Source organism: Halomonas stenophila (genome assembly GCF_014192275.1).
Classification (GTDB): Bacteria; Pseudomonadota; Gammaproteobacteria; order Pseudomonadales; family Halomonadaceae; genus Halomonas; species Halomonas stenophila.
The window spans coordinates 173,194-196,351 of sequence record NZ_JACHXR010000001.1 but is presented as its reverse complement, the minus strand read 5'-3'; the positions used below and the strand labels follow the sequence as shown (position 1 = coordinate 196,351).

The window sequence follows — 23,158 nt, the reverse complement described above, 5'->3', positions numbered from 1 at the left end:
CACGAGCCCATGCAGCCCACGTCTCTCCCCTTGACCGCCCTCACCGCCCTTTCCCCCGTCGACGGCCGCTACGGCAGCAAGGCCGAGGCCCTGCGCGAGCACTTCAGCGAGTTCGGGCTGATCCGTGCCCGGGTCACCGTCGAGGCCCGCTGGCTGCAGCGCCTCGCCGGCCACCCCCAGATCACCGAGGTACCGCCGCTCTCCGCCGAGGCCACCGCGGCCCTGGACGCCCTGGTGCGCGACTTCTCGGTGGCCGATGCCGAGCGCATCAAGGAGATCGAGCGCACCACTAACCATGACGTCAAGGCGGTGGAGTACTTCATCAAGGAGCGCATCGCCGACCAGCCGGAGCTGCACGCCATCACCGAGTTCGTGCACTTCGCCTGCACCAGCGAGGACATCAACAACCTGTCCCACGGCCTGATGCTGCGGGAGGGCCTCGGCGCCCTGCTGCCGATGATGCACCAGGTGGCCGACGAAGTGGCCCGCCTGGCCGAGGAACAGGCCGCCCAGCCGATGCTCTCGCGCACCCACGGCCAGACGGCGAGCCCCACCACCCTGGGCAAGGAGATGGCCAACGTCGCCTACCGCCTGCGCCGCCAGCTCAGGCAGATCGAGGCCGTGGAGATCCTCGGCAAGATCAACGGCGCCGTGGGCAACTACAATGCCCACCTGGCGACCTACCCGGAGGTCGACTGGGAGGCCAATGCCCGAACCTTCGTCGAGGGCCTGGGCCTGACCTTCAACCCCTATACCACCCAGATCGAGCCCCACGACTACATCGCCGAGCTGTTCGACGCCATCTGCCGCTTCAACACCGTGCTGATCGACTTCGACCGCGACGTCTGGGGCTACATCTCGCTGGGCTACTTCAAGCAGCGCACCGTGGCCGGCGAGATCGGCTCCTCCACCATGCCCCACAAGGTCAACCCGATCGACTTCGAGAACTCCGAAGGCAATCTGGGGCTCGCCAGCGCCGTGCTCGGCCACCTGGCCGAGAAGCTGCCGATCTCCCGCTGGCAGCGCGATCTGACCGACTCCACGGTGCTGCGCAACCTGGGCGTCGGCCTGGCCTACGGCCTGATCGCCTACCAGGCCTCGCTGAAGGGCATCGGCAAGCTCGAGGCCAACCCGGCGCGCCTGGCCGAGGACCTCGACAACAGCTGGGAGGTGCTGGCCGAGCCGATCCAGACGGTGATGCGCCGCTACGGTATCGAGAAGCCCTACGAGAAGCTCAAGGAGCTGACCCGCGGCAAGCGCATCGACCAGGCCGGCTTCGCCGCCTTTATCGACACCCTGGAGCTGCCCGCCGAGGTCAGGGACGAACTCAAGGCGCTGACCCCGGCCACCTATATCGGCAATGCCGAGGAACAGGCGCGCCGGCTGTAAGCCGGAAGCTGGAAGCCGGAAGCTGGCGGCGATGGTGAGCGGCGCCGGGGACAGGTCTTGAGAGGGTCCTTTGCCATGGATGGCAAAGGTAACGCCCAGGGAAGGGTTCACAGCGCCCTCGCACAGACCTGTCCCCGGAACAGCCGCTCCCCCCGCTGCCCCGGGCAGCGACATGCTAGTATCCCGACAGGCGCCAGACGGCGCCTGTCGCCGTTTCACCCCTTCGCGAGCGCGAGTCCATGTCACCAGACGAACCCCTCACCCTGCTCGGCGGCCTCACCGCCGCCGACTTCCTGCGCGACCACTGGCAGCGCCGGCCGCTGCTGATCCGCGGCGCCTTCCCCGACTTCGAGAGCCCGCTCGAGCCCGACGAACTGGCGGGCCTGGCCTGCGAGGAGAACATCGAGGCCCGCCTGGTCGAGGAGCACGGCCCCGAGGGCCCCTGGCAGGTCAGCCACGGCCCCTTCAGTGATACCACCTTCGCCCGACTGCCGGAGCGCGACTGGACCCTGCTGGTGCAGGCGGTGGACCACTACGTGCCCGAGGTGGCCGCGCTGCTCGAGGCCTTCGACTTCCTGCCGAGCTGGCGCCTCGACGACATCATGGTCAGCTATGCACCGCCCGGCGGCAGCGTCGGCCCCCATGTGGACCAGTACGACGTCTTCCTGCTCCAGGCCAGCGGCCAGCGGCGCTGGCAGCTCGGCGGCCAGGTCCCCGATGACGCCGCGATCCTCGACGGCCTCGACCTGCGCATCCTCGAGCGCTTCGAGGTCGAGGCCGGCCAGGACTGGATCCTCGAGCCGGGCGACATGCTCTACCTGCCCCCGGCCTGGGCCCACCATGGCGTCAGCCAGTCCGCGGACTGCATGACCTTCTCGGTGGGCTTCCGCGCCCCCTCGGCCGACGAGGCCATCACCTCCTTCGCCGACTACATCGGCGAACAGCTACCGGCTTCCCGGCGCTACGGCGACGCCGGCATGGCGCCGCCCGCCGATCCGGCCGAGCTCGACGACGCGTCGCTGGCGCGCATGCGCGCGCTGATCCTCGAGACCCTCGACGATCCGGACCAGCTGGCCCAGTGGTTCGGCCGGGTGATGACCCAGCCCAAGTACGTCGACCAGCTGGTGCCCGCCGAGACCCCCACCGCCCCCGATGCCCTTGTCGCCGCCCTACAGGCAGGCGAGCCGCTGGAGCGCAGCCCCGGCTCGCGCTTCGCCTGGCGCGCGCTGGGCGGCGACCGGGCGACGCTGTTCGCCGATGGCGACGGCCTGGCCTGCTCGGTCGGCCTGGCCCGGGCCCTGGCCGACGGCGCGCCTCTCGACGCCGGTCTGCTGGCCCATGAGGAGGCCCCCCGGGTGCTCGCCCGCCTGCTCGACGCCGGCAGCCTGGCCTGGGCAGATGATTTCGAGGAGTAGCAAGGAGCAAGGAGCAAGGAGCAAGGAGCAAGGAGCAAGGAGCAAGGAGCAAGGAGCAAGGAGCAAGGAGCAAGGAAGACAATGTCTTGCCAGGAGAAGAGAATTGAAAGAGACAGAGCTGGCCATTGAAGAGGGCGGCTGGGATGAGCTGGGCGCCGAGGCAACCCAGATACGCCGGATCGTCTTTATCGAGGAACAGGCCGTCCCCCGGGACGAGGAATGGGACGGCCGCGACCCGGACTGCGTGCACTTCCTGGCCTGGCACGACGGCGTCGCCGTGGGCACCGCCCGGCTGCTGCCCGATGGCCATATCGGCCGGGTCGCCGTGCTGGAAGCGGCCCGCGGCCTGGGCATCGGCGTGGCCCTGATGGAGGCGGCCATCGAGGCCGCCCGCCGGCGGGGCTTCGCCGCGGTCGAGCTCGCCGCCCAGACCCATGCCCTCGCCTTCTACGAGCGGCTGGGCTTTCGGGCCGAGGGCGAGGTCTTTCTCGAGGCCGGCATCCCGCATCGCAACATGGTCCGCCGGCTGAGCGACTGAGGCCTCCCGCCACCCGTCCGGGGGAACCCGACTACAAGAAAAGCCTATTTCCCGACCTTCCTGTAGTCGGGCTACAACGCTGCCTGCCCCCAAGGATCAATTGTTCACGCCCGCCATGCCGGGCCATAGTGGATCCCAAGACGCGTGAGGGAGCCGCCGAGCCAGGGCAGGTCGCCTGTGGTCGCGGCCCCGCTCCCCCACTCGCCCGGGTTCGACCAAGGCCCTAGAGACAGGCCCTGGGAACTCTACGAACCTAACAGGACTTCGCAGGTGCAGCATAAGGCCATGCCGAATGGTGCAACAGGCGATTCCAGCGGTGACGACGCCGCCTCCCGGTGACGCCGTCGAGACGAGATACCCCAGCGATCGAGAGGATGGCCCCATGGCAGCATTCAAAGACGAACTCCAGGCACTGACCCAGCTGCGCGAGGCCCAGCGCGGCAAGTGGGACAACATCAACCCCGAGCATGCGGCCCGCCTGCGGCTGCAGAACCGCTTCCAGACCGGCCTGGACATCGCTCGCTACACCGCCAGGATCATGCGCGACGACATGGCCGCCTACGACGCCGACAGCGCCCAGTACACCCAGTCGCTGGGCTGCTGGCACGGCTTCATCGGTCAGCAGAAGCTGATCTCCATCAAGAAGCATTTCGGCACCACCAAGCGTCGCTACCTCTACCTCTCCGGCTGGATGGTCGCCGCCCTGCGCTCCGAGTTCGGCCCGCTGCCCGACCAGTCGATGCACGAGAAGACCAGCGTGCCGTCGCTGATCGAGGAGCTCTACACCTTCCTGCGCCAGGCCGACACCTGGGAGCTGAACCACCTGTTCCGCGACCTGGAAGCGGCCAGGAACGCCGGTGACCCGGCCAAGGCCGACGAGCTGATCGCCAGGATCGACGACTTCGAGACCCATGTGGTGCCGATCATCGCCGACATCGACGCCGGCTTCGGCAATGCGGAGGCCACCTACCTGCTGGCCAAGAAGATGATCGAGGCCGGGGCCTGCTGCATCCAGCTCGAGAACCAGGTCTCCGACGAGAAGCAGTGCGGTCACCAGGCCGGCAAGGTCACCGTGCCCCACGAGGACTTCATCGCCAAGATCAACGCCGTGCGCTATGCCTTCCTGGAGCTCGGCGTGGAGGACGGCGTGATCGTCGCCCGTACCGACTCGCTGGGGGCCGGCCTGACCCAGAAGATCGCCGTGACCAAGGAACCCGACGACCTGGGTGACCAGTACAACGGCTACCTGGACGGCGACGAGATCACCTCGGCCTCCGATATCGACAACGGCGACGTGGTCATCAAGCAGAACGGCAAGCTGGTCAAGGTCAAGCGCCTGGCCTCCGGGCTCTACCAGTTCAAGCCGGGCACCGGCGAGGATCGGGTGGTGCTGGACTGCATCACCAGCCTGCAGAACGGCGCCGACCTGCTGTGGATCGAGACCGAGAAGCCCCACGTCGGCCAGATCGCCGGCATGGTCAACCGCATCCGCGAGGTCTGCCCGGACGCCAAGCTGGTCTACAACAACTCGCCGTCCTTCAACTGGACCCTGAACTTCCGCCAGCAAGTCTTCGACGCCTGGGAGCAGGAGGGCCGCGACCTCAGCGCCTACGACCGCGCCGACCTGATGAACGCCAGGTACGACGACACCGAGCTGGCGGCACTGGCCGACGAGTGGACCCGCAACTTCCAGCGCGATGGCGCCCGCGAGGCCGGCATCTTCCACCACCTCATCACCCTGCCGACCTACCACACCGCGGCCCTGTCCACCGATAACCTGGCCAAGGGCTACTTCGGCGAGGAAGGCATGCTGGCCTACGTGGCCGGCGTCCAGCGCCGCGAGATCCGCGAGGGTATCGCCACCGTCAAGCATCAGGACATGGCCGGCTCCAACATCGGTGACGACCACAAGGAGTTCTTCCACGGCGAGGCGGCGCTCAAGGCCGGCGGCAAGGACAATACCATGAACCAGTTCGGCTGATCGGCGTCGAAGACAACGAGACTGGAACCCATGGGGAGGCCTAGCCTCCCCCTTTTCGTTCCGGGACGCGATGGCGACCGGTTGGCCAATCCCGCTCACCTCGCTAGACTCGTGACACCACCGGAAGGGCGCCCCACTCAGAGGGCGCGCCCGTGATGCCAAGGAGTTCCTGCATGAAACGTCTTCTTCCCGCCCTGGTCCTGGGCACCCTGACCCTGGCCGGCTGTGCCAACACGGCGCCCTATGGGGGCAACGTCTACACCGGCAACCAGGCCAAGGCCGCCCAGAGCGTGACCTTCGGCACCATCACCGCCCTGCGCCGGGTGCAGATCCAGGCCGATAGCCGAGCCGGGGGCCTGCTCGGCGGCGGCGGTGGCGCGGTCATCGGTGGCCTGCTCGGCAACCAGGTCGGCGGCGGCTCGGGGCGCCAGCTCGCCACCGTGGCGGGCGCGCTGGGCGGCGCCGTGGCCGGCAGCAAGATCGAGGAATCCACCAACCGCATCCCCGCCTGGGAGATCGAGGTCCGCCAAGACAACGGCCAGAGCGTGGTCGTGGTACAGAAGGCCGACCAGGCCTTCCAGGTCGGCCAGCGGGTACGGCTGGTCGGCAGCGGCTCCAGCGTGAGCGTGGTGCCCTACTGACCGGGTCACGCTGACCGGGTCACGCTGACCGGGTCGCGCCGACCGGATCGCGCACCGCCCGGACGGCATGACGACAAAGGCCCGCGGATCACTCCGCGGGCCTTTTCCAATATCGAACGATCACCGGGGCGCCGGCCGTCGACCTCAGTGCAGGTCGACCTTGTTCATCGCCCAGCCGCCCAGCTTGACGACGACCCAGGTGATCAGGCCGATGAGGATCAGGGTCAGCAGCATGTCCACCGGACGCACGATGGCGGTGGCCCCCAGCACGGCAATGGCCGGGCTCCACACCCAGCGGTCATCCTCGCTGCGCAGCACCGCGGGCAGCAGCTTGCTCAACAGCGCGCTGACGGAGGCCTCCCAGCGGGACAGGCACAGGAAGAGGATCACGGCGAAGGCGATCAGCCAGATCAGGGTTACGGTCATGGCGGTCTCCAGCAGGGACATCGATGGCAGGTGGGAAAAGCGAATCCTGCAAGGGTATCCCTGCCGGGAGGGCCACGCAACCACGCCGCGAGTCGTGAATATCGCTCAGGATACGCATTTTCAACCTGAAAATTGTCCCTCGCCCCTGACAGCTCCCCGGATGCCACGTTACCATACTCTCTTACATGCACTCACCAACAGGTTCATCAATGCAGATTGCGCAGAATTCCGTTGTCGCCTTCCACTACACCCTGACCAACGATGCAGGTGAAGTGCTGGACAGCTCGGAAGGCCGCGAGCCGCTGACCTATCTCCACGGCGCCGGCAACATCATTCCGGGTCTCGAGAAGGAAATGGAAGGTCGTGCGGCAGGCGACAAGCTCCAGGCCACGGTCGCGCCGGAGGAAGGCTACGGTGAAGTCCAGCCGCAGCTGGTACAGGAAGTTCCGCGCGACGCCTTCCAGGGCGTCGAGAACGTGGAGCCGGGCATGCAGTTCCAGGCCCAGACCCAGGGCGGCCCGCTGATGGTCACCGTGACCCAGGTCGAGGGCGACACCGTCACCGTCGACGGCAACCACCCGCTGGCCGGCCAGACCCTGAACTTCGACGTCGAGATCGCCGAGGTTCGCGAGGCCAGCCAGGAAGAGATCGAGCACGGTCACGTCCATGGCGAGGGCGGCGACGAGCACTGATCGCTCGTCATGGCAGAGCGCCGCGGCCCGGTCGCGCGCCTCGTTGCAAAAGGGGGCAGCCAGTGGCTGCCCCCTTTTTCATGTCGGGCGCTCCGGCCTACCCTGGCAACGCCTTGAGGGTGGCGTAGCCGCCCCACAGGCGCATTGCGGTGGTGACCAGGCAGGCCGCCGCGAAGACGCCGGACAGCACCGGGAAATGGGCGGGCCACAGGCAGAAGGCCACCAGGGCGAGCACCGTCTCGGTGCCCTCGGTGAGACCATGCAGGTAGTAGAAGGCCTTCTGCGGGAAGTGCGGCCGGTCCAACCCGTGCCGGGCGGCCATGATCGCGAAGGCCAGGAAGGAGGTGCCGGTGCCAATGAAGGCGAACAGCAACACCGCCGCGGCCAGCGCATTGGCGGCCGGGTCGGCCAGGGCGAAGCCCAGCACCACCGCGGCGTAGAAGACGAAGTCGAGGCCGATATCCAGAAAGCCCCCGGCGTCACTGGCCCGCCGGGTGAGGCGAGCCAGGGCCCCGTCCAGGCCGTCGCCGAGCCGATTGATCAGGACCGCCACCAGGGCCCAGCCATAGGCCTCCCAGGCCAGCAGCGGCAATGCCAGCATGCCGACCAGGAAGGCCAGCAGGGTGACCTGGTCGGGGCGCACGCCGGCGGCGGCCAGCCAGCGGGCCAGGCGCAGCAGGGGTCTCTGGGTCAACGGCATGGTCCAGCGGTCGAGCATGGGATCTCCTCGCTCGGGGCAGTACCGGGGCTCAGCCCCGACGCCAGGCGAAGTAGCGGGCCAACCAGCCCAGCAAGCGCTCCGGCTTGTGCGCGTTCTTCCACACGCCGGCGGTGGCCTTGACCGCCTCGGAGCGGGTCGGATAGGGGTGGATCGTCCCGAGCAGCTTGTTGAGGCCGATCCCCTGGGTCATGGCCAGGGTGAACTCGGCCAGCATCTCCCCAGCCCCCACCCCCACCAGGGTGGCCCCCAGGAGGCGATCCTTGCCCGGGACGGTGAGGATCTTGACGAAGCCCTCCCGGTGACCATCGGCGATGGCACGGTCCAGCTCGGCGAGCGAGTAGTGCGTCACCTCGAAGGCGATGCCCTGCTCCATTGCCTCGCGCTCGTTGAGGCCGACACGCGCCACCTCGGGCTCGGTGAAGGTCACCGCCGGCAACGCCCGGTAGCTGACCCGGAAGCGCCTGAACTCGCCGAACAGGGCGTTGACGGTAGCATGCCAGGCCTGATGGGCGCTGGCATGGGTCAGCTGGTAGGGCCCCGTTACATCGCCACAGGCCCAGACGTTGGGCAGCACCGACTGCAGGGTCCCATCCACCGCCAGGGTGCCGTCGGGGCGGGTCTCCACCCCCAGCGCTTCCAGGCCCAGGCCCTCGACGTTGGCCTGGCGCCCCACCGCCACCAGCAGACGGTCGAAGGGCAGGATGGTGGTGACCTCGCCATCCTCGACCTCCAGGCCATGGCCACCGCCCTCGCCCTCGACCTCGACCACCCGCGTGGCGCGACGCCCCAGGTGTACCTCGACGCCTTCCGCGTGCAGGCACGTCTCGATCTCGGCGGCCACGTCATGGTCCTCCCGGGGGAGCAGCTGCCCGCCCATCTCCACCAGGGTGACGCGGCTGCCCAGGCGCGCGAAACTCTGGCCGAGCTCGCAACCGATGGGACCGCCACCGAGGATCAGCAAGCGATCCGGCAGCGACGCGAGCCGCCAGAGGTTGTCGGAGGTCAATACCTCGATCCCCTCCAGGCCCGGCAGGGGCGGGACCCGGGGCGCGGCGCCGCTGGCGATGATCACGTGCCGGGTGGTGAGCACTCGCTCGCCGACCCGAACCCGCCAGGGGTCCTCCAGCCGCGCCTCGCCCTCGAGGACCTCCACCCCCAGGCCCTCGTAGCGCTCCCGGCTGTCGTGGGGCTCGACCTCGCGGATGGCGCCATGGACATGCGCCATGACCGCGGCGAAGTCCACCTCAGGCGCACCGGCACTGACGCCGTAGCGCGGCGCCCGACGGATCTCCTCCGCGGCCCGGGCCGCCCGGATCAGCGCCTTGGAGGGCACGCAGCCGGTGTTCAGGCAGTCGCCCCCCAGCTTGTCGCGCTCCACCAGCACCACCTTCGCCTTGACCGCGGCGGCGATGTAGCTCGCCACCAGTCCCGCCGAACCGCCGCCGATCACCACGATATCGTGGCCGAAGCGGGTCGGCCGGGCGAAGCGCCGGGCCAGCCGGCGGCGCTTGGCGACAGCCACCAGGCCCCGGGCGATCCAGGGGAAGAGCCCGACCAGCACGAAGGACCCGATCAAGCCCGGCGAGAGGATGCCGGACAGCGATTGTAGCTCCCCCAGCTCGCGGCCGGCATTCACGTAGACCGCGGTGCCCGGCAGCATGCCCAGCTGGCTGACCCAGTAGAAGGTGGTCAGGGGCATCCGCGTCAGGCCCATCACCAGGTTGATGACGAAGAACGGAAACAGCGGGATCAGCCGCAGGGTGAAGAGGTAGAAGGCCCCCTCGCGACGGATGCCGGCATTGATGCGCCCGAGCTGGGTGGCGAAGCGTCGCTCCAGCGGCTCCTGGGCCAGGGTCCGGGCGATCAGCGCCGCCAGGGTGGCGCCCAGGGAACTCGCGAAGGAGATGAGCAGCAATCCCCAGCCGAAGCCGAACAGGGCGCCACCCAGCAGGGTCAGCAGGGTCGCGCCGGGCAGCGACAGGGCCGCCATCACCACGTAGATGACGAAGAAGCCACCGGCCACCGTGACAGGGTCCTCGGCCAGCCAGGCCTGGAAGCGGACCTGCTCGGCCTTGAGGTTGTCCAGGGTCAGCGCCTGATCGGCGCCGGAGAGGAAGAAGGCGGCGAAGGCGAGGGCGATGAGGCTGAGCAGTATCAGGCGGCGCTTGGTCAATTCGGTCACTCCCTGTGGAACCCGGTCGCTGGTCAGGACAACGCCTTCGGTCGCGGCGACAGCGGAATCCTTACAGTTCAGACTTGTAAGGATTCCCACTTCCATCGGACTATTGAATCTACATCCTTCAGACAGGGAGCAACACCATGACCAGCACGCCCACTGGCCGCCGGTGGGGTACTATCCTGCTCATCGCCGCTCTGACATCCCCTGCCCTGGCCGCCGAGACCGAGAGCGCCGTCTTCGCCGGCGGCTGCTTCTGGTGCATGGAACAGGCCTACGACAAGGTCGAGGGCGTGGTCGAGACCACCTCCGGCTTCAGCGGGGGCCACGTGGAAGACCCGACCTACGAGCAGGTCTCCGCCGGGGGCACCGGCCATATCGAGGTGGTCAAGGTCGACTACGACCCCGATACGGTCGACTACGCCACCCTGCTCCACGTCTTCTGGCGCAACATCGACCCCTTCGCCGTGGACCGCCAGTTCTGCGACGAGGGCCGCACCTACCAGAGCGCCCTCTTCCCCATGAACGAACGTCAGCGGAAACTCGCCGAGGCCAGCCACCAGGCCGTGGCCGAGCGCTTCGACCGGGACATCGCCACCGAGATCATCGATTTCGAGGCCTTCTACCCGGCCGGGGACTACCACCAGAACTTCTACGAGGAGAACTCGATGCGCTACAACTACTACAAGTCGGCCTGCGGGCGCTCGGAGCGGCTCGAGGAGATCTGGGGCAACGAGGCCGAACCCAGCGGTCGCCACTGAGCCACGGGGCAGTCGGTCGCACAGCCGGTGAGGCCTTCGCCGCTACGCCGCTCGTCGCGCCACAGGCGCAGGGCGATCGACAGCGTCAGGCCCAGCACCAGCCAGGACCCCAGCACGACCCCCGGCCAGCCGGTACTGCGCCAGAACGGCTCGAGCCACAGCCCGCCGAGGCTCGCGCCCGTGTAGTAGAACACCAGGTAGAGGGCCGAGGCGCTGCCGCGGGCCCGTGTCGCCTGGCGCCCCACCCAGCTGGACGCCATGGAATGGGCCAGGAAGAAGCCGAAGGCATTGACCGTCAACCCGGCCAGGATCAGCACCAGCGACCCGGCGAGTGTCATCAGGGTCCCGCCCATCAACACCAGCGTGCCCAGGGCCATGCAGGCCGGCGGCGACAGCCGGCGCGACAGCCGGCCCGAGAGGCTCGAGCCCAGGGTGCCCCCCAGGTAGGTGAGAAACAACAGCCCCAGCCAGCGGGCCCCCAGCCCGAAGGGCGCCTCCGACAGGCGGAAGGCGATATAGCTGTACTGGTTGATGAACACCAGGAAGTTCAACCCGCCGAGCAGGTAGGCTCCCCTGAGCCGGGGGTTGCGCAGGTGGGCGACGAGCCCCCCGGCGGCCTCGCCGATCACCCGCCCACTGATGCCGCCCAGGGAGTTCGCGCCGATATACAGCCCCACCGCCGGGAGCAGCGCCGGAGGCTCGAACTCATCGCCCATCCAGGCGATCGCCACCGCCGGCAGCCCACCCAGCACGAAGCCCTGCAGGGCGCGCAGCACCAGCAGGACCTCGAAACTCGGCGCCAGGGCCAGGCCCAGCGACAGGGCCGCGGACAGCAGCAGGGTGACGCGCATGATCCCGGCGCGGCCGATGGCATCCGACAGGGGGCCGAAGACCAGCAAGGACGCGGCCAGGGCCAGGGTGGAGACCGCCATGACCAGGTTGGCCGCCAGGGTGGAGACGCCATGGGCCTCACGCAGGGACGGCAGCAGCGGCTGCGGCACGTAGAGATTGATGAAGACGAGAAAGGAGCCGAGGCACAGCGCCAGGGTGGCACGCCACCAGGCGCGGCTGTGGACGTCGATCATGGTCACCTCCGGGTTGGCAGCGCATGATCGCCGGCGCACAATGATCAGCCAAACAGAAGATAGTGATAGCATCCATCGGTTCGGCTTATGACCCTACCCTTCGACCTGCGGACCCTCGAGGTCTTCCTCGCGGTGGTGGACCGGGGCGGCTTCAGCGCGGCCGCCCGCGAGCGGCACGTGGCCCAGTCCGCGGTCAGCCAGACCATCGCCAACCTCGAGCGTCGCCTGGGGCTGACGCTGTTCCAGCGCCATGAGCGACGCATCCCCCTCACCCCAGAGGGCGAGGCCTTCGTCTCACCGTGGTGGAGGCCGGGGCGCGTCGCCTGCAGCAGATGATCGCCGCCGGCGAACTGGACCTCGGCGTGGTCATCGACGACGGCGCCAGCCGCCACCTGACACGGCGTCACCTGGTGCGGGAGGAGATGGTGGTCTGCGTGCCCCGGGATCACCCCTTCGCCGGCCGGACGAGCGTCCCGCCGACGGCCTTCTTCGCCGAGCCGCTGGTGCTCTTCCAGGACGGCTACTTCCACCGGGAATTCGTCGACGCCCTGGCCCGGGAGCGGGGCGCCGAGGCCGACGTCGCCTTCGAGTCGAACCTGATCCCGCTGACCAAGGCGATCGTCCGCCGGGGCTTCGGGATCACCACCTTCCTGCGCCGGGTGGTGGAGGAACCGGAGCTGGCGGCGGTGTCCTTCGACCCGCCCGCCTGGCTCGACCTGTCCCTGGCCTGGGCCGAGGGCGCCTACCTGTCCCGTGCCGAGCAGGCCTTCGTCGACTTCGTGCTGGCCAACCGCTGAGGCGCCGGGCTCACCCCTCGCCGCGGGCCAGCAGCCGGGCGTCGAGGCGCCTCGCCAGGTGCACGGTATCCAGCGGCCGGCGGGCCTGCCAGTAATGGCGTCGCCAGTAGCGGTTGTCCAGGGAGGAGAGCTTGACGCCACGGGAGGTGGAGGCATGCAGGAAGCGGCCCTCGCCGACGTAGATGCCGACGTGGCGATTCACCCCGGGCGGCCGGAAGAACACCAAGTCCCCCGGCCTCAAGGCTTCCCGAGCCACCGGCTCGCCCTCGTACACCTGCTGCAGGGTCGTGCGCGGCAGCTCGAGGCGGAAGGTGTCGGCGAACACGTGCTGCACCAGGGCCGAGCAGTCGATGCCCCGACGGGTGGTGCCGCCCAGCCGATAGGGGGTGCCCAACCAGCGCCGGTGCTGGGCCAGCAGGGCGCGCCGGATCAGCGACGGCGGCGGGTTGCGCAGCCCCCGGGCGGCGAGGATGGGGTTGTCGACCGGCGACATCCGCGGCCCGCGGTCGAGCCCCGGCAGGTCACGGGCGAAATAGTCCTCCACCGGCTCGGGGCCGCCGCCGGAGGCGGCACAGCCGGTCAGCAGGGTCAATGACAGCACCACCAGGAGGTGACGACATGATCTCGGGCCTAGCATCCCTGCTTGCACTCCTCTGTTCACGCTTCCCTGCATCCGGGGACCGCGGCCGAGCGGACACTCGCCGCATGATAGCCATCACGGGGGGCGCTGGCGAGCCCCCTCAATGGAGCTGGCGGCCGTCGCCGGGCAGGGTGTCCACGTGCATCGGCGCCCAGTGCCGGGGCCGCGCCCCGGGAAAGTCGAGGCTCGCCCAGGGACCGGCCAGGGGCGGCGCGGCGGCCAGCCAGCTCACCAGGGCCTGGCGGAAGCCGGCCAGGAAGGCCTCGCGCTCCGCCGTCTCGCCCATGAAGAAGGAGAAGCCGGCGTAGAGCCCCCGGGCATACTCCTCCCAGCCGCCATAGTGCCGGGCGGCCAGGCCATGGGCCCGTTCCAGCCGTTCGAGGAACTCCGCCTCGCCGAGCCAGCCCAGCTGACGGCCGGCGATCGCCAGGTCCACCGCCTGGGCCAGGTCCCAGGCGGCCAGGTTCAGGTCGTTGCAGCCGTCCTCGTCGTCACGCACGCGCTGCAGGCGCAGCAGGTGGTTGCGCTCCTCCTCGCCGCACTCGCCGGACTCCAGGGTCGCGATCTCCGACTGCAGGCGGGCCCGGTTGAGGGTATAGGGGGCATAGTTGATCTGGTACTCCTGGCGATCCCCGACCTCCAGCAGGTAATCGAGGAACTCGCCGAGATCGGCGGGGCCATGGAGGCCATAGTGGCCGTCGACCCACTCGTGGATGGAGACGCACTCCCGCTCGCTCTCGGGCTGGGGCAGGCTCCAGGCGGCACTGTTGAGCGGTCCCACCAGGGCCATGGCGGTGAAGTGCGACAGGCTCGGGCGCGGGCCCGGCTCCTGCCACGCCCGGGGACGCCAGTCCAGCCAGTGGAAGAGACTGCCCGGATCGTCCAGGTGCCAGCGGATCTCGGCGACCAGCGAGGGCTGGTCGGGCTCGGGCAGCAGCGCCTCCCAGTGGGCCCAGGCCGACAGCAGGCGACGGGCATCCGGGTAGAAGCGACACAGCGAGCCGTGCAGCGAGGCGGCCAGCGCCGCCAGTCGCTCGCCATCGAAGAGCCCGCTGTCCATGGCCATCTGCAGGTGGAAGGCGTACTTCTCGGCCATGTGGATGGTCGCGGCATGGCGGCTGGCGCGCCCCAGGGCGTCGCGCCCCGCCAGGTCGGCCGGGGCAGCGTGGCCGAAGCACGTCTGGGCCGGCGGCAGGGCGCCGTGGGCGGCATCCGCCGCCAGCTGGTTGAGATGGTGGGCCTGGGCCGGCAACCAGTAGCGCGACAGGGCCTCGACGCCCTCGTCGACATGCAGGTCGAGGGTCTCGGCGAGATAGCCCCGGGCATCCTCTCGACGCGCCGGGGGCAGCGACGGGTCGATGCCCTGGCGCCCCGCCAGTTCGGGTTCGCGCACCGCGGCCAGGGCCAGCACCCAGTGGCGGGGATCCCGGCGCCAGGCGCGCATGGCCGACCGCGAGGCTTCCAGCGTCGCCTCGTCGACCAGCCCCTGCAGGGGGGGCTTCCAGGGACTCACCGGGGACTGCAGCAGCAGCGCCCAGTCGGCGGCCAGCTCACCGAGCAGGTCGCGGGCCTCGAAGAGGCTGCGGCCACGCTGGTAGGCCCGGGCCAGGGCCGACCAGTCGCTGTAGCGTCGCATCACCAGATCCGTCCCGTGGCCCGCGAAATCGCGGGCCTCCGACTCGTCGAGCCAGCCCAGGCAGGCGCCGGCCCAGGCCAGGTCGATCAACCGCAGCCAGTCCCAGGCGGCCCACTCCAGGGGCTCGCCCCGCTCCACGAACCCCAGCAGCACACGGCCCGCCGCGACCTCCTGGAGCGCGAGTCCCTCGAGCCAGGCCTGTCGCTCGGGGTCGCCGGCCGCCAGCAGGCGGGTGGCATCGAGATCCCAGGCCTGCCGGTCGCCCTGGGCGGCCAGCCATAGCAGCACCCGGATCAGCTCGTCGCGACCGGTGACCTGCCAGTCCTCCGCCAGCCAGGTCGCCAGCCCCTGCCAGTCGAGGGCGTCGGCTGGCAGCTCCAGCACCGGCGAGAAGGCCGCCCGGAGCCGCCAGACCCGTTCCTCCGGGGCCTCCGGCCACAGCACGAGGGAACGGCGATTGACCACCAGCCACTCCCGCAGCAGGTCCCAGGTCACGCCCTCCCCTTCGTGCTCGAGGGTCGCCAGGGCTTCGCAGGCCTCGCTGAAGCCGTCATCGCCGCGTACCCAGCCTTCGTCGCTGCGCGCCCGGCACAGGGCCGCGAGCCAGTCGTCCAGTTCCGGGTGGTGGGCGCTGATCTCCTCGGCCAGGCGCTGGGCCCAGTCACGGGCGCGGGCCTCGCTGAGCCAGCCCGCCGCCCCGGCCAGCGCGGTGACCTCCAGCGCCGACAGCAGCCGCGCCGGGTCGGGATCGCCGATCCCCAGGGCCTCGAGCAGGCGCCAGCCCAGCTCGCCGCGGTCGACGACGCCCAGGCTCCCCAGGCGGGCCACGGCCACCTCGGGTTCCAGCGTCAGGGGGTCGGGTGCGAAGGCCCAGTCACACAGCACCAGCTGCTGGGCCCACCAGGCATTCAAGGGATCGACCAAGGCTCACCTCGCCATACTTCCGGATCGGGTAACGGACGCACCCACCATGCTCGGGGACGGGCACTGGGGCGCCACACACAATAATTCGGCGACATAGTGTAACGGAAAGCGGCGGCTCGCGCCGATGCCGCGGAGCGCTTCGCGACAAAAGGCCCAGGCCGCGGTCTTGGCGTTTTGTTTTAAATAATGCACACTCGTCAAACAACATGACCACCCCGAGTCGGAGAGCCCATGAACGCCGTACCCGAGCTGCTGATCGACAAGGCCTATGTCGCCGGCCACTGGCGCGACGCCGAGCGCCGCTTCCCTGTCACCGACCCGGCCACCGGCGAGGTCCTGGCCGAGGTCCCCGACCTCACCGCCGAGGATGCCCGGGCGGCGGTGGCCGCCGCCGAGGCCGCCTGGCCGGCCTGGCGACGCCAGACGGCCAAGCAGCGCGCCGCCCTGCTGCGCGGCTGGTTCGAGCGCATCATGGCCCACCAGGACGCCCTGGCCCGGCTGATGACCCGCGAGCAGGGCAAGCCCCTGGCCGAGTCCCTGGGCGAGGTGGCCTACGGCGCCAGCTTCGTCGAGTTCTACGCCGAGGAAGCCAAGCGCGTGGCGGGCGAGACCCTGCCCAGCCACGGCGCCGACAAGCGCATCCTGGTGTTCCGCGAGCCGATCGGGGTGGTCGCGGCCATCACCCCCTGGAACTTTCCCCTGGCGATGATCACCCGCAAGTGCGCCCCGGCGCTGGCCGCCGGCTGCCCGGTGGTGATCAAGCCGGCCGAGGCCACGCCGCTGACCGCCCTGGCGCTGGCCAGGCTGGCCGAGGACGCCGGTTTCCCCGCCGGGGTCATCAACGTGGTGACGGCCTCGCGGCCCGCCGAGATCGGCGAGGTGCTGACCACCGACCCGCGGGTGCGCAAGGTCTCCTTCACCGGCTCCACCGCGGTGGGCAAGCGGCTGCTGACCCAATGCGCCGGCACCGTCAAGAAGGCGTCCATGGAGCTCGGCGGCAACGCGCCCTTCATCGTCTTCGATGATGCCGACCTGGATGCCGCGGTGGAAGGTGCGGTGGCCTCGAAGTTCCGCAATTCCGGACAGACCTGCGTGTGCACCAACCGCCTGCTGGTCCAAGCCGGCGTCTTTGATGCCTTCCTCGACAAGTTGGCCGCCCGGGTGGCCGAGCTCCGGGTGGGCAACGGCCTCGAGGAGGGCGTGGTCCAGGGGCCGCTGATCAACCAGGCCGCCGTGGACAAGGTCCGCGAGCATATCGCCGATGCCCTGGCCAAGGGCGGTCGGCTGGTGTGCGGCGGCGAGCCCCACGCCCTGGGCGGGACCTTCTTCCAGCCCACGGTGATCGGCGAGGTGACCGACACCATGCGGGTCGCCAGCGAGGAGACCTTCGGCCCGCTGGCCCCGGTGTTCCGCTTCGAGCGGGACGAGGACGCCGTGGCCATGGCCAATGCCACCGAATTCGGCCTGGCCGCCTACTTCTATGCCCGCGACTACCGGCGTATCTGGCGGGTCATGGAGGGCCTGGAATACGGCATGGTGGCGGTGAACGAGGGCATGCTGTCCACCGAACTCGCGCCGTTCGGCGGCGTCAAGGAATCGGGCCTGGGGCGTGAGGGATCGCACCACGGTCTGGACGAGTACACTGAACTAAAATACGTCTGTGTCGGCGGCCTGTAATCGCCCGCAACGCTTTTCTCAACTGGAGACAACCCATGACGAACGCCCAACTCAACGAGCTCAAGCAGCGCTATGTCGCCAGCGGCGCCGCGAGCCCGGCCACCCAGTTTGCCGACCGAGCCGAGAATGCCCTGATCTGGGATGCCGACGGCAATCGCCTCATCGACTTCGCCGGCGGCATAGGGGTGCTCAACATCGGCCATCGCCATCCCAAGGTGGTTCAGGCGGTCAAGGACCAGCTCGACCGCGTGATGCACACCTGCCAGACGGTGATGCCCTATGAGGGTTACGTGAAGGTGGCCGAGAAGCTCAGCCAGGTCACCCCGGTGCGCGGCCATGCCAAGGTGATGCTGGCCAACTCCGGGGCCGAGGCCCTGGAAAACGCGGTCAAGGTCGCCCGCGCGGCCACCGGCAAGAACAACGTCATCTGCTTCGACGGCGGCTACCACGGCCGCACCTTCATGACCATGGCCATGAACGGCAAGGTCGCGCCCTACGCCACCGACTTCGGCACCATGCCGGGCAACGTCTTCCGCGCGCCCTACCCGGTCCCCTACCACGGGGTCAGCGAGGACGAGGCGCTGCGCGGCCTGAAGATGGCCCTGAAGACCGATGCCAACCCCAGGGACACCGCGGCGATCGTGCTCGAGCCGGTGCTCGGCGAGGGCGGCTTCTACCCGGCGCCGGCCAGCTTCCTCGAGGCGATCCGCGAGATCTGCGACGAGCACGGCATGCTGATGATCGTCGACGAGGTGCAGTCCGGCTTCGGACGCACCGGCAAGATGTTCGCCATCGAGCACAGCGGCGTGGAACCGGACATCATCACCATGGCCAAGAGCATGGCCGACGGCATGCCGATCTCCGCCGTGGTGGGCACCGACAAGCACATGGACGCCTCCGGCGGCAACTCCCTGGGCGGCACCTACACCGGCAGCCCGGTCTCCTGTGCCGCCACCCTGGCGGTGCTCGAGGTCTTCGAGCAGGAAGGCATCCTCGAGAAGAGCCAGGCGCTGGGCGACAAGCTGGCCGAGCGCTTCGCGAAGTGGCAGCAGGACTTCGCCTGCGTCGACAACGCCCGCAACATGGGCGCCATGGCCGCCGTCGACCTGGTCGCCGACAAGGCCAGCCACACCCCGGATGCGGACCTGGCCGGCGCCCTGTGCAAGAAGGCCCGCGAGAAGGGACTGATCCTGCTGTCCTGCGGGCTCTACGGCAACACCATCCGCTTCCTGATGCCGGTCACCATCGAGGACGAGATCCTCGAGGAAGGGCTCGCCATCATTGAGGAGTCCCTCGAGGAGCTGGTGGGCAGCAAGACGGCCGCCAGCGCCTGACCCCCGCGCCGGGGCCTCGCCCCGGCGCCCTGCCCTACCGACGGCCGGACGCGCTCAGGGCGCGTCCGGCTCCCCGCCGGCCAGGTGCTCGGCCATTTCCGCCACGCCGATGCGCCGGCTCGCGATGTAGAAGACCTCGTCCCCCGGGTGCACCAGGGCCTCGTCGTCGGGGTTCAGGGTCGGATGCAGCTCTCCCGCCTGGCGAATGGCGATCAAGGCGGCGCGACATCGCGCGCGCAGCCGACCGGCCAGCCGGTCGACCCGCAGCGGACCCGTCACGCCGTCGAGCCGGGTCGAATACTGGGTCTGCGCCTGATCGACATCGACCAGCTGGCGCAGGACCTCCTCGCTACCCGGATCGATCGCGGCCTTCACCAGCATCTTCTGGTGTAAGGAGGGAATCACGTTGACCCTGGGGCAGTGGGTCTCGAGCAGGCGCCCCACCAACTGGTTCTTGACGTAGGCGGTGATGATGCAGCGCTCGGCGACGATGGCCGCCAGGTGCATGCACACCAGGTTGGTCTCGCTGTCGTCCTCCACGTCGACCACCACCAGGGCGGCATCCCTGACCGAGGCCCGCTCGTAGAGGCTCTCATCGCTCAGGGTGGCGGCCCGGAAGTACTCCACCCCCTGTTCGAGGAAGGGATTCTTGGCCGGCGCGGCCTCGTCCACGCAGAGCGCCAGCAGCTGCCCCTCCCGGGCCTCTTCGCGGACCTGGGCGACCAGCGATTCGGTATAGGCGTTGAAGCCGACGATGACGATATGATCCTGCTGCATGATCGATTGCTCTCCGTAGAGGCGCTTGGTGAACTGGGAGATGACGGAGGCCGAGGCCTTGCCGAGCAGGGTGGCGAACAGCCCGATCCCCGCCGGGATGATGAAGAGCGCGACCATCAGCTGCCCGGCCGGGGTCACCGGCGAGGCGTCGCCGTAGCCCACGGTGGAGACCGTCACGATCATGTAGTAGAGGAAGGTCGTGGGGGAGGCGACCAGCGCCTGCTCGCCGGTGGCCGACAGGCCCGCGTAGGCGAGCAGCAGGTAGGCGATCAGCAACAGCCCGAGCAGCCCCCAGCCCATGTCGGCGATGCCGCGCATCAGGGCCGTGCTGATCCGTTTCAACAGGTACATGTGCTCCTCATGGCTCTGCCCTCGTCGGCCCCGGACGTCCACTGGTCGGGCGCGCGTTCGCTCCACATGCTAACGCCCGCGACCGGACTTGTCGCGCGATCAGGACTGTCACCCAGGGCTATCGCAGTTAGCATTGCCGCTCGGGGCTGATCCGTCGACAGGTCTACGAGGGGGCGCTGTGAACCCCTCCCTGGGCGCTACCGACGCCATCCTTGGCGTAGGACCCCCTCTACGACCTGTCCCCTGCGCCCCTCGCCACCCAACTGCGATTGCCCTGGACTGTCACCGCAGTGACCCCGAAGCGTCATCGGCGACCGGCAGGATGACCGGCACATCCAGCGTGGAAAAGGAGGACACCATGGGCGTTAGCCGTCGGCAGGTACTGGCACTCGGACTCAAGGGAGGCGCCACCCTGGGCGCCATGGCGGCGGCGCCGGCGATCGTGCTGGCGGAACGCCGGCGCCCGGTCATGCCCTCGGGGGTGATGAGCGGCGACATGCTCGAGGATCGCGTCATGCTCTGGTCGCGGGTCGACCGCCCCGCCCGGATGCTGCTCGAGATCGCCGACAACCCCGACTTCCATGGGGCCCGCTGGCTGCATGGCCCCGACGCGCTACCCGCCTCCGGCCTGACCGCCAGGCTGGATGTCGATGGCCTCGCCGGCATGGACGAGGTGCACTACCGGGTGCGTTTCGCCGCCCTGGGCGACCACCGTGCGGTCAGCGAGCCCATCAGCGGGCGGCTGCGCCTGCCCGCGACGCGGCGCCGCGACGTGCGCTTCGTGTGGTCCGGTGATACCGCCGGCCAGGGCTGGGGCATCGACGAGGCCCGCGGCGGCATGACCACCTACGAGACGATGCGTCGTCAGCGCCCCGATTTCTTCATCCATTCCGGCGATACCGTCTACGCCGACGGCCCCCTGCAGGAGAGCGTCGCACTGCCCGACGGCGAGACCTGGCGCAATCTGGTCACCCCCGCCAAGCGCAAGGTGGCCGAGTCCCTCGACGAGTTCCGCGGGCAGCACGTCTACAACCTGATGGATGCCAACCTGCGGCGCTTCAATGCCGAGGTCCCGATGCTCGCCCAGTGGGACGACCACGAGACCCTCAACAACTGGTATCCCGGCGAGTGGCTCGAGGATGACCGCTACACGGAGCGCAATGTCCCCCTGCTCGCCGCCCGGGCCCGGCGAGCCTTCCTCGAGCATATGCCGCTGCGCCAGCGGCCGGAGGCGCCCGGCCGCATCCACCGGCGCTTCGCCTACGGGCCGAGCCTGGAGGTGTTCATGCTGGACATGCGCTCCTTCCGCGATGCCAACGGCCGCAATCGCTCGGCGGTCGGCGGCGCCCTGCTCGGCGGCGAGCAGCTGGCCTGGCTGCGCCAGGCCCTGCGGCGCTCCACGGCAACCTGGAAGATCATCGCCTCCGACATGCCCATCGGCCTGGTCGTGCAGGACGGCGACGCCTTCGAGGCGGTAGCCAACGGCGCACCGGGCGAGCCCTCGGGCCGCGAGGCCGAGCTGGCGGGCCTGTTCAGGACGCTGCGCGACGAACGGATCCACAACGTGGTCTGGCTGACCGCCGACGTGCACTACACGGCCGCCCACCACTACGCCCCCGAACGGGCCCGTTTCAAGGCGTTCGCCCCCTTCTGGGAGTTCGTCAGCGGTCCCCTGCACGCCGGCACCTTCGGGCCGGGGGAACTGGACGACACCTTCGGCCCCCGGGTGGTCTTCCAGAAGGCCCCGCCCGAGGGGCGCGCCAACCTGCCCCCCTCGGCGGGCTATCAGTTCTTCGGCCGGGTCGACCTGGACGGCGAGAGCGAGGCGTTGACCGTGACGCTGATGGATGCGGCGGGCCAGGCCCTGCACCGTCAGGTGCTCGAGCCGCAGTTCGCCTGACGCCCTCGCCCCGACCCGTGGCCAACGGGTCGGGGCGGCAATGCTTGTCAGGCCTTCTTGACCTTGGCGATCACCCAGAGCAGCACCACGGCCCCCACCACGGCGGTGACCAGCGAGCCGATGAAGCCCCCGGCCTGGAGGCCGAGGAGGTTGAAGAGGCCGCCGCCGACCACGGCGCCGACGATCCCCACCCCGATGTTGCCCAGCAGGCCGAAGCCCCCGCCGCGCATGATATGGCCGGCGATCCAGCCTGCCAGGCCGCCGATGATCAACCAGGCGATGATACCCATGCCGTTCTCCTTTCCGGTTGGTGATCCCGCCGATGGTGCCCGGACTCGCGGTCAGAAGGAAGACCCCGGGCGTTCCAGGAAGGCCAGCTCCTCCGGCGTGGAGGGGCGTCCCAACATGGCGTTGCGATGGGGGTAGCGGCCGAAGCGGGAGAGGATCTCCCGGTGGCGATGCGCGTAGCGCAGGTTGTCCTCGAGTCCCGGCTGGTCGAACAGGCGTAGCGCCTCCTCGTGGATGACCAGCGATTCACTGTGCATGTAGGGCATATAGAGGAAGGCCCGCTCGTGGGCGGAGAGTTCGGCATCATCGCCCCGGGCCACCGCTTCCTGGGCCAGCACCAGGGCCACCGGATCGGCGGCGAAGGCCTCGCCGGTATCGCGGTGGATATGCCGCGAGAACTGGTCGAGGACGAGTACCTCGGCCAGCCGCCCGCGGGGCGAGCGGCGCCACGCCCAGAGCTCCCCCCGGCGTGCCGCCGCCAGGGTGGCGGCGAAGCGCCGGGTGATCTCGGCATCGAGCTCGGGGTCCTTGCGGAACCACTGGGCCGGGGCGAGTGCGCCGAACCAGAAGTCGAGTACCGTGCTTGCCTGCCTGCCGGCCATGGCGTGCAGCCTCCCCGTCGAGACGGGCCCCGTGCGGGTCCCGACTGGTATCATCCCCGGCATTGCCTTCGCGACACGCCCTTCACTCACCACCCGAAGAGACCCATGACCGCCTATCAACTCCTCCAGATGCTCGGCTACGCCCTCAACATCGTCGGCCTGGTGGTCTGCATCGCCGGCCTGACCCTGGCGAGGCGCGAGCGGCATCGGCTGGTTGGCCGCCTGCTCGCCGTCCTCGGCTTCCTGATCGCCACCTCGCCGGTGCTGGTGCAACTGCTGGGACTGGTCGAACCCGTACCCACGGGCGTGGTCCCACCCCCCTGATGCTAGACGAAAGGCGTATAGCGTGCACGGGGTGGTCCACTAGACTGCCCCGTCATGGTTGTAAACTTACATAAATTTTAGCC

At 69.4% G+C, this 23,158-nt stretch carries 22 protein-coding genes; 13 read left to right on the top strand and 9 right to left on the bottom strand.

What is annotated here, in order from left to right:
• Positions 1-9: 9 nt before the first annotated feature.
• From purB to FHR97_RS00840, 5 genes are all read left to right on the top strand, one after another.
• Entirely contained in the window at positions 10-1,389 is a 1,380-nt protein-coding gene (gene purB, locus FHR97_RS00860; RefSeq protein ID WP_183381888.1) for an adenylosuccinate lyase, read from the top strand.
• A 239-nt stretch (positions 1,390-1,628) separates the two neighbouring features.
• On the top strand, positions 1,629-2,804 hold the full coding sequence (locus tag FHR97_RS00855) for a cupin domain-containing protein (RefSeq protein ID WP_183381887.1): 1,176 nt from the start codon (positions 1,629-1,631) through the stop codon (positions 2,802-2,804).
• 103 nt (positions 2,805-2,907) lie between these two features.
• Positions 2,908-3,342, top strand: coding sequence for a GNAT family N-acetyltransferase (locus FHR97_RS00850; protein WP_246403640.1), 435 nt, complete (start codon positions 2,908-2,910; stop codon positions 3,340-3,342).
• Between the two features lie 382 nt (positions 3,343-3,724).
• Positions 3,725-5,323: an isocitrate lyase gene (locus FHR97_RS00845; protein WP_183381885.1), complete on the top strand. Its 1,599-nt coding sequence runs from the start codon at positions 3,725-3,727 to the stop codon at positions 5,321-5,323.
• Positions 5,324-5,496: 173 nt separating this feature from the next.
• Positions 5,497-5,964, top strand: a complete 468-nt coding sequence (locus FHR97_RS00840) for an outer membrane lipoprotein (protein WP_183381884.1) — start codon at positions 5,497-5,499, stop codon at positions 5,962-5,964.
• A gap of 144 nt (positions 5,965-6,108) precedes the next feature.
• Here the strand turns inward: FHR97_RS00840 and FHR97_RS00835 are convergent, their stop codons facing one another.
• Positions 6,109-6,390: a hypothetical protein gene (locus FHR97_RS00835; protein ID WP_183381883.1), complete on the bottom strand. Its 282-nt coding sequence runs from the start codon at positions 6,388-6,390 to the stop codon at positions 6,109-6,111.
• Between the two features lie 209 nt (positions 6,391-6,599).
• On the opposite strand from FHR97_RS00835, the gene FHR97_RS00830 reads away from it, so the two are divergent.
• Entirely contained in the window at positions 6,600-7,082 is a 483-nt protein-coding gene (locus FHR97_RS00830; protein WP_183381882.1) for an FKBP-type peptidyl-prolyl cis-trans isomerase, read from the top strand.
• Positions 7,083-7,179: 97 nt separating this feature from the next.
• Here the strand turns inward: FHR97_RS00830 and FHR97_RS00825 are convergent, their stop codons facing one another.
• Both FHR97_RS00825 and FHR97_RS00820 read right to left on the bottom strand, forming a co-directional pair.
• Positions 7,180-7,800 (bottom strand): CDP-alcohol phosphatidyltransferase family protein, encoded by a 621-nt coding sequence (locus FHR97_RS00825; RefSeq protein ID WP_183381881.1) that lies wholly within the window; start codon positions 7,798-7,800, stop codon positions 7,180-7,182.
• A gap of 31 nt (positions 7,801-7,831) precedes the next feature.
• Positions 7,832-9,976, bottom strand: coding sequence for an FAD-dependent oxidoreductase (locus FHR97_RS00820; protein WP_183381880.1), 2,145 nt, complete (start codon positions 9,974-9,976; stop codon positions 7,832-7,834).
• 146 nt (positions 9,977-10,122) lie between these two features.
• Here FHR97_RS00820 and msrA point away from each other — a divergent pair, with 146 nt between their 5' ends.
• The gene (gene msrA / locus FHR97_RS00815; protein ID WP_183381879.1) at positions 10,123-10,740 is read left to right on the top strand and encodes a peptide-methionine (S)-S-oxide reductase MsrA; all 618 of its coding nucleotides are present in this window, start codon (positions 10,123-10,125) and stop codon (positions 10,738-10,740) included.
• Here msrA and FHR97_RS00810 read toward each other — a convergent pair.
• Positions 10,662-11,825 carry an MFS transporter gene (locus FHR97_RS00810; protein ID WP_183381878.1) on the bottom strand — a complete coding sequence of 388 codons (1,164 nt, stop codon included), beginning with the start codon at positions 11,823-11,825 and terminating at the stop codon, positions 10,662-10,664. The two genes, msrA and FHR97_RS00810, sit on opposite strands and share 79 nt — an antisense overlap.
• Before the next feature lie 87 nt (positions 11,826-11,912).
• Between FHR97_RS00810 and FHR97_RS20210 the strand changes: the two genes are divergently transcribed.
• Together FHR97_RS20210 and FHR97_RS00805 are read left to right on the top strand one after the other, a co-directional pair.
• The gene (locus FHR97_RS20210) at positions 11,913-12,161 is read left to right on the top strand and encodes a helix-turn-helix domain-containing protein (protein WP_246403639.1); all 249 of its coding nucleotides are present in this window, start codon (positions 11,913-11,915) and stop codon (positions 12,159-12,161) included.
• Positions 12,125-12,622 carry a LysR family transcriptional regulator substrate-binding protein gene (locus FHR97_RS00805; RefSeq protein ID WP_343065534.1) on the top strand — a complete coding sequence of 166 codons (498 nt, stop codon included), beginning with the start codon at positions 12,125-12,127 and terminating at the stop codon, positions 12,620-12,622. Before FHR97_RS20210 ends, FHR97_RS00805 begins: the two co-directional genes overlap by 37 nt.
• Positions 12,623-12,632: 10 nt before the next feature.
• Here FHR97_RS00805 and FHR97_RS00800 read toward each other — a convergent pair whose 3' ends face one another.
• Both FHR97_RS00800 and FHR97_RS00795 read right to left on the bottom strand, forming a co-directional pair.
• Positions 12,633-13,259 (bottom strand): C40 family peptidase, encoded by a 627-nt coding sequence (locus FHR97_RS00800; RefSeq protein ID WP_183381877.1) that lies wholly within the window; start codon positions 13,257-13,259, stop codon positions 12,633-12,635.
• A gap of 103 nt (positions 13,260-13,362) precedes the next feature.
• Positions 13,363-15,822 (bottom strand): DUF1266 domain-containing protein, encoded by a 2,460-nt coding sequence (locus FHR97_RS00795; RefSeq protein WP_183381876.1) that lies wholly within the window; start codon positions 15,820-15,822, stop codon positions 13,363-13,365.
• Positions 15,823-16,053: 231 nt separating this feature from the next.
• Between FHR97_RS00795 and FHR97_RS00790 the strand changes: the two genes are divergently transcribed.
• Together FHR97_RS00790 and gabT are read left to right on the top strand one after the other, a co-directional pair.
• Positions 16,054-17,499 carry an NAD-dependent succinate-semialdehyde dehydrogenase gene (locus FHR97_RS00790; protein WP_183381875.1) on the top strand — a complete coding sequence of 482 codons (1,446 nt, stop codon included), beginning with the start codon at positions 16,054-16,056 and terminating at the stop codon, positions 17,497-17,499.
• Positions 17,500-17,534: 35 nt separating this feature from the next.
• Entirely contained in the window at positions 17,535-18,833 is a 1,299-nt protein-coding gene (gene gabT, locus FHR97_RS00785; protein WP_183381874.1) for a 4-aminobutyrate--2-oxoglutarate transaminase, read from the top strand.
• A 54-nt stretch (positions 18,834-18,887) separates the two neighbouring features.
• Here gabT and FHR97_RS00780 read toward each other — a convergent pair whose 3' ends face one another.
• Complete coding sequence (locus tag FHR97_RS00780) at positions 18,888-19,961, bottom strand: potassium channel family protein (protein ID WP_183381873.1); 1,074 nt, start codon at positions 19,959-19,961, stop codon at positions 18,888-18,890.
• A 358-nt stretch (positions 19,962-20,319) separates the two neighbouring features.
• Between FHR97_RS00780 and FHR97_RS00775 the strand changes: the two genes are divergently transcribed.
• Complete coding sequence (locus FHR97_RS00775; RefSeq protein ID WP_183381872.1) at positions 20,320-21,861, top strand: alkaline phosphatase D family protein; 1,542 nt, start codon at positions 20,320-20,322, stop codon at positions 21,859-21,861.
• Between the two features lie 47 nt (positions 21,862-21,908).
• On the opposite strand, the gene FHR97_RS00770 is transcribed toward FHR97_RS00775, so the two are convergent.
• Complete coding sequence (locus FHR97_RS00770; RefSeq protein ID WP_183381871.1) at positions 21,909-22,151, bottom strand: GlsB/YeaQ/YmgE family stress response membrane protein; 243 nt, start codon at positions 22,149-22,151, stop codon at positions 21,909-21,911.
• Positions 22,152-22,202: 51 nt separating this feature from the next.
• Positions 22,203-22,751 (bottom strand): DUF924 family protein, encoded by a 549-nt coding sequence (locus tag FHR97_RS00765; RefSeq protein ID WP_183381870.1) that lies wholly within the window; start codon positions 22,749-22,751, stop codon positions 22,203-22,205.
• A gap of 105 nt (positions 22,752-22,856) precedes the next feature.
• Between FHR97_RS00765 and FHR97_RS00760 the strand changes: the two genes are divergently transcribed.
• A complete protein-coding gene (locus tag FHR97_RS00760) occupies positions 22,857-23,075 on the top strand; it encodes a hypothetical protein (RefSeq protein ID WP_183381869.1) in 219 nt (72 codons plus the stop codon).
• The last annotated feature ends 83 nt before the right edge of the window (positions 23,076-23,158 follow it).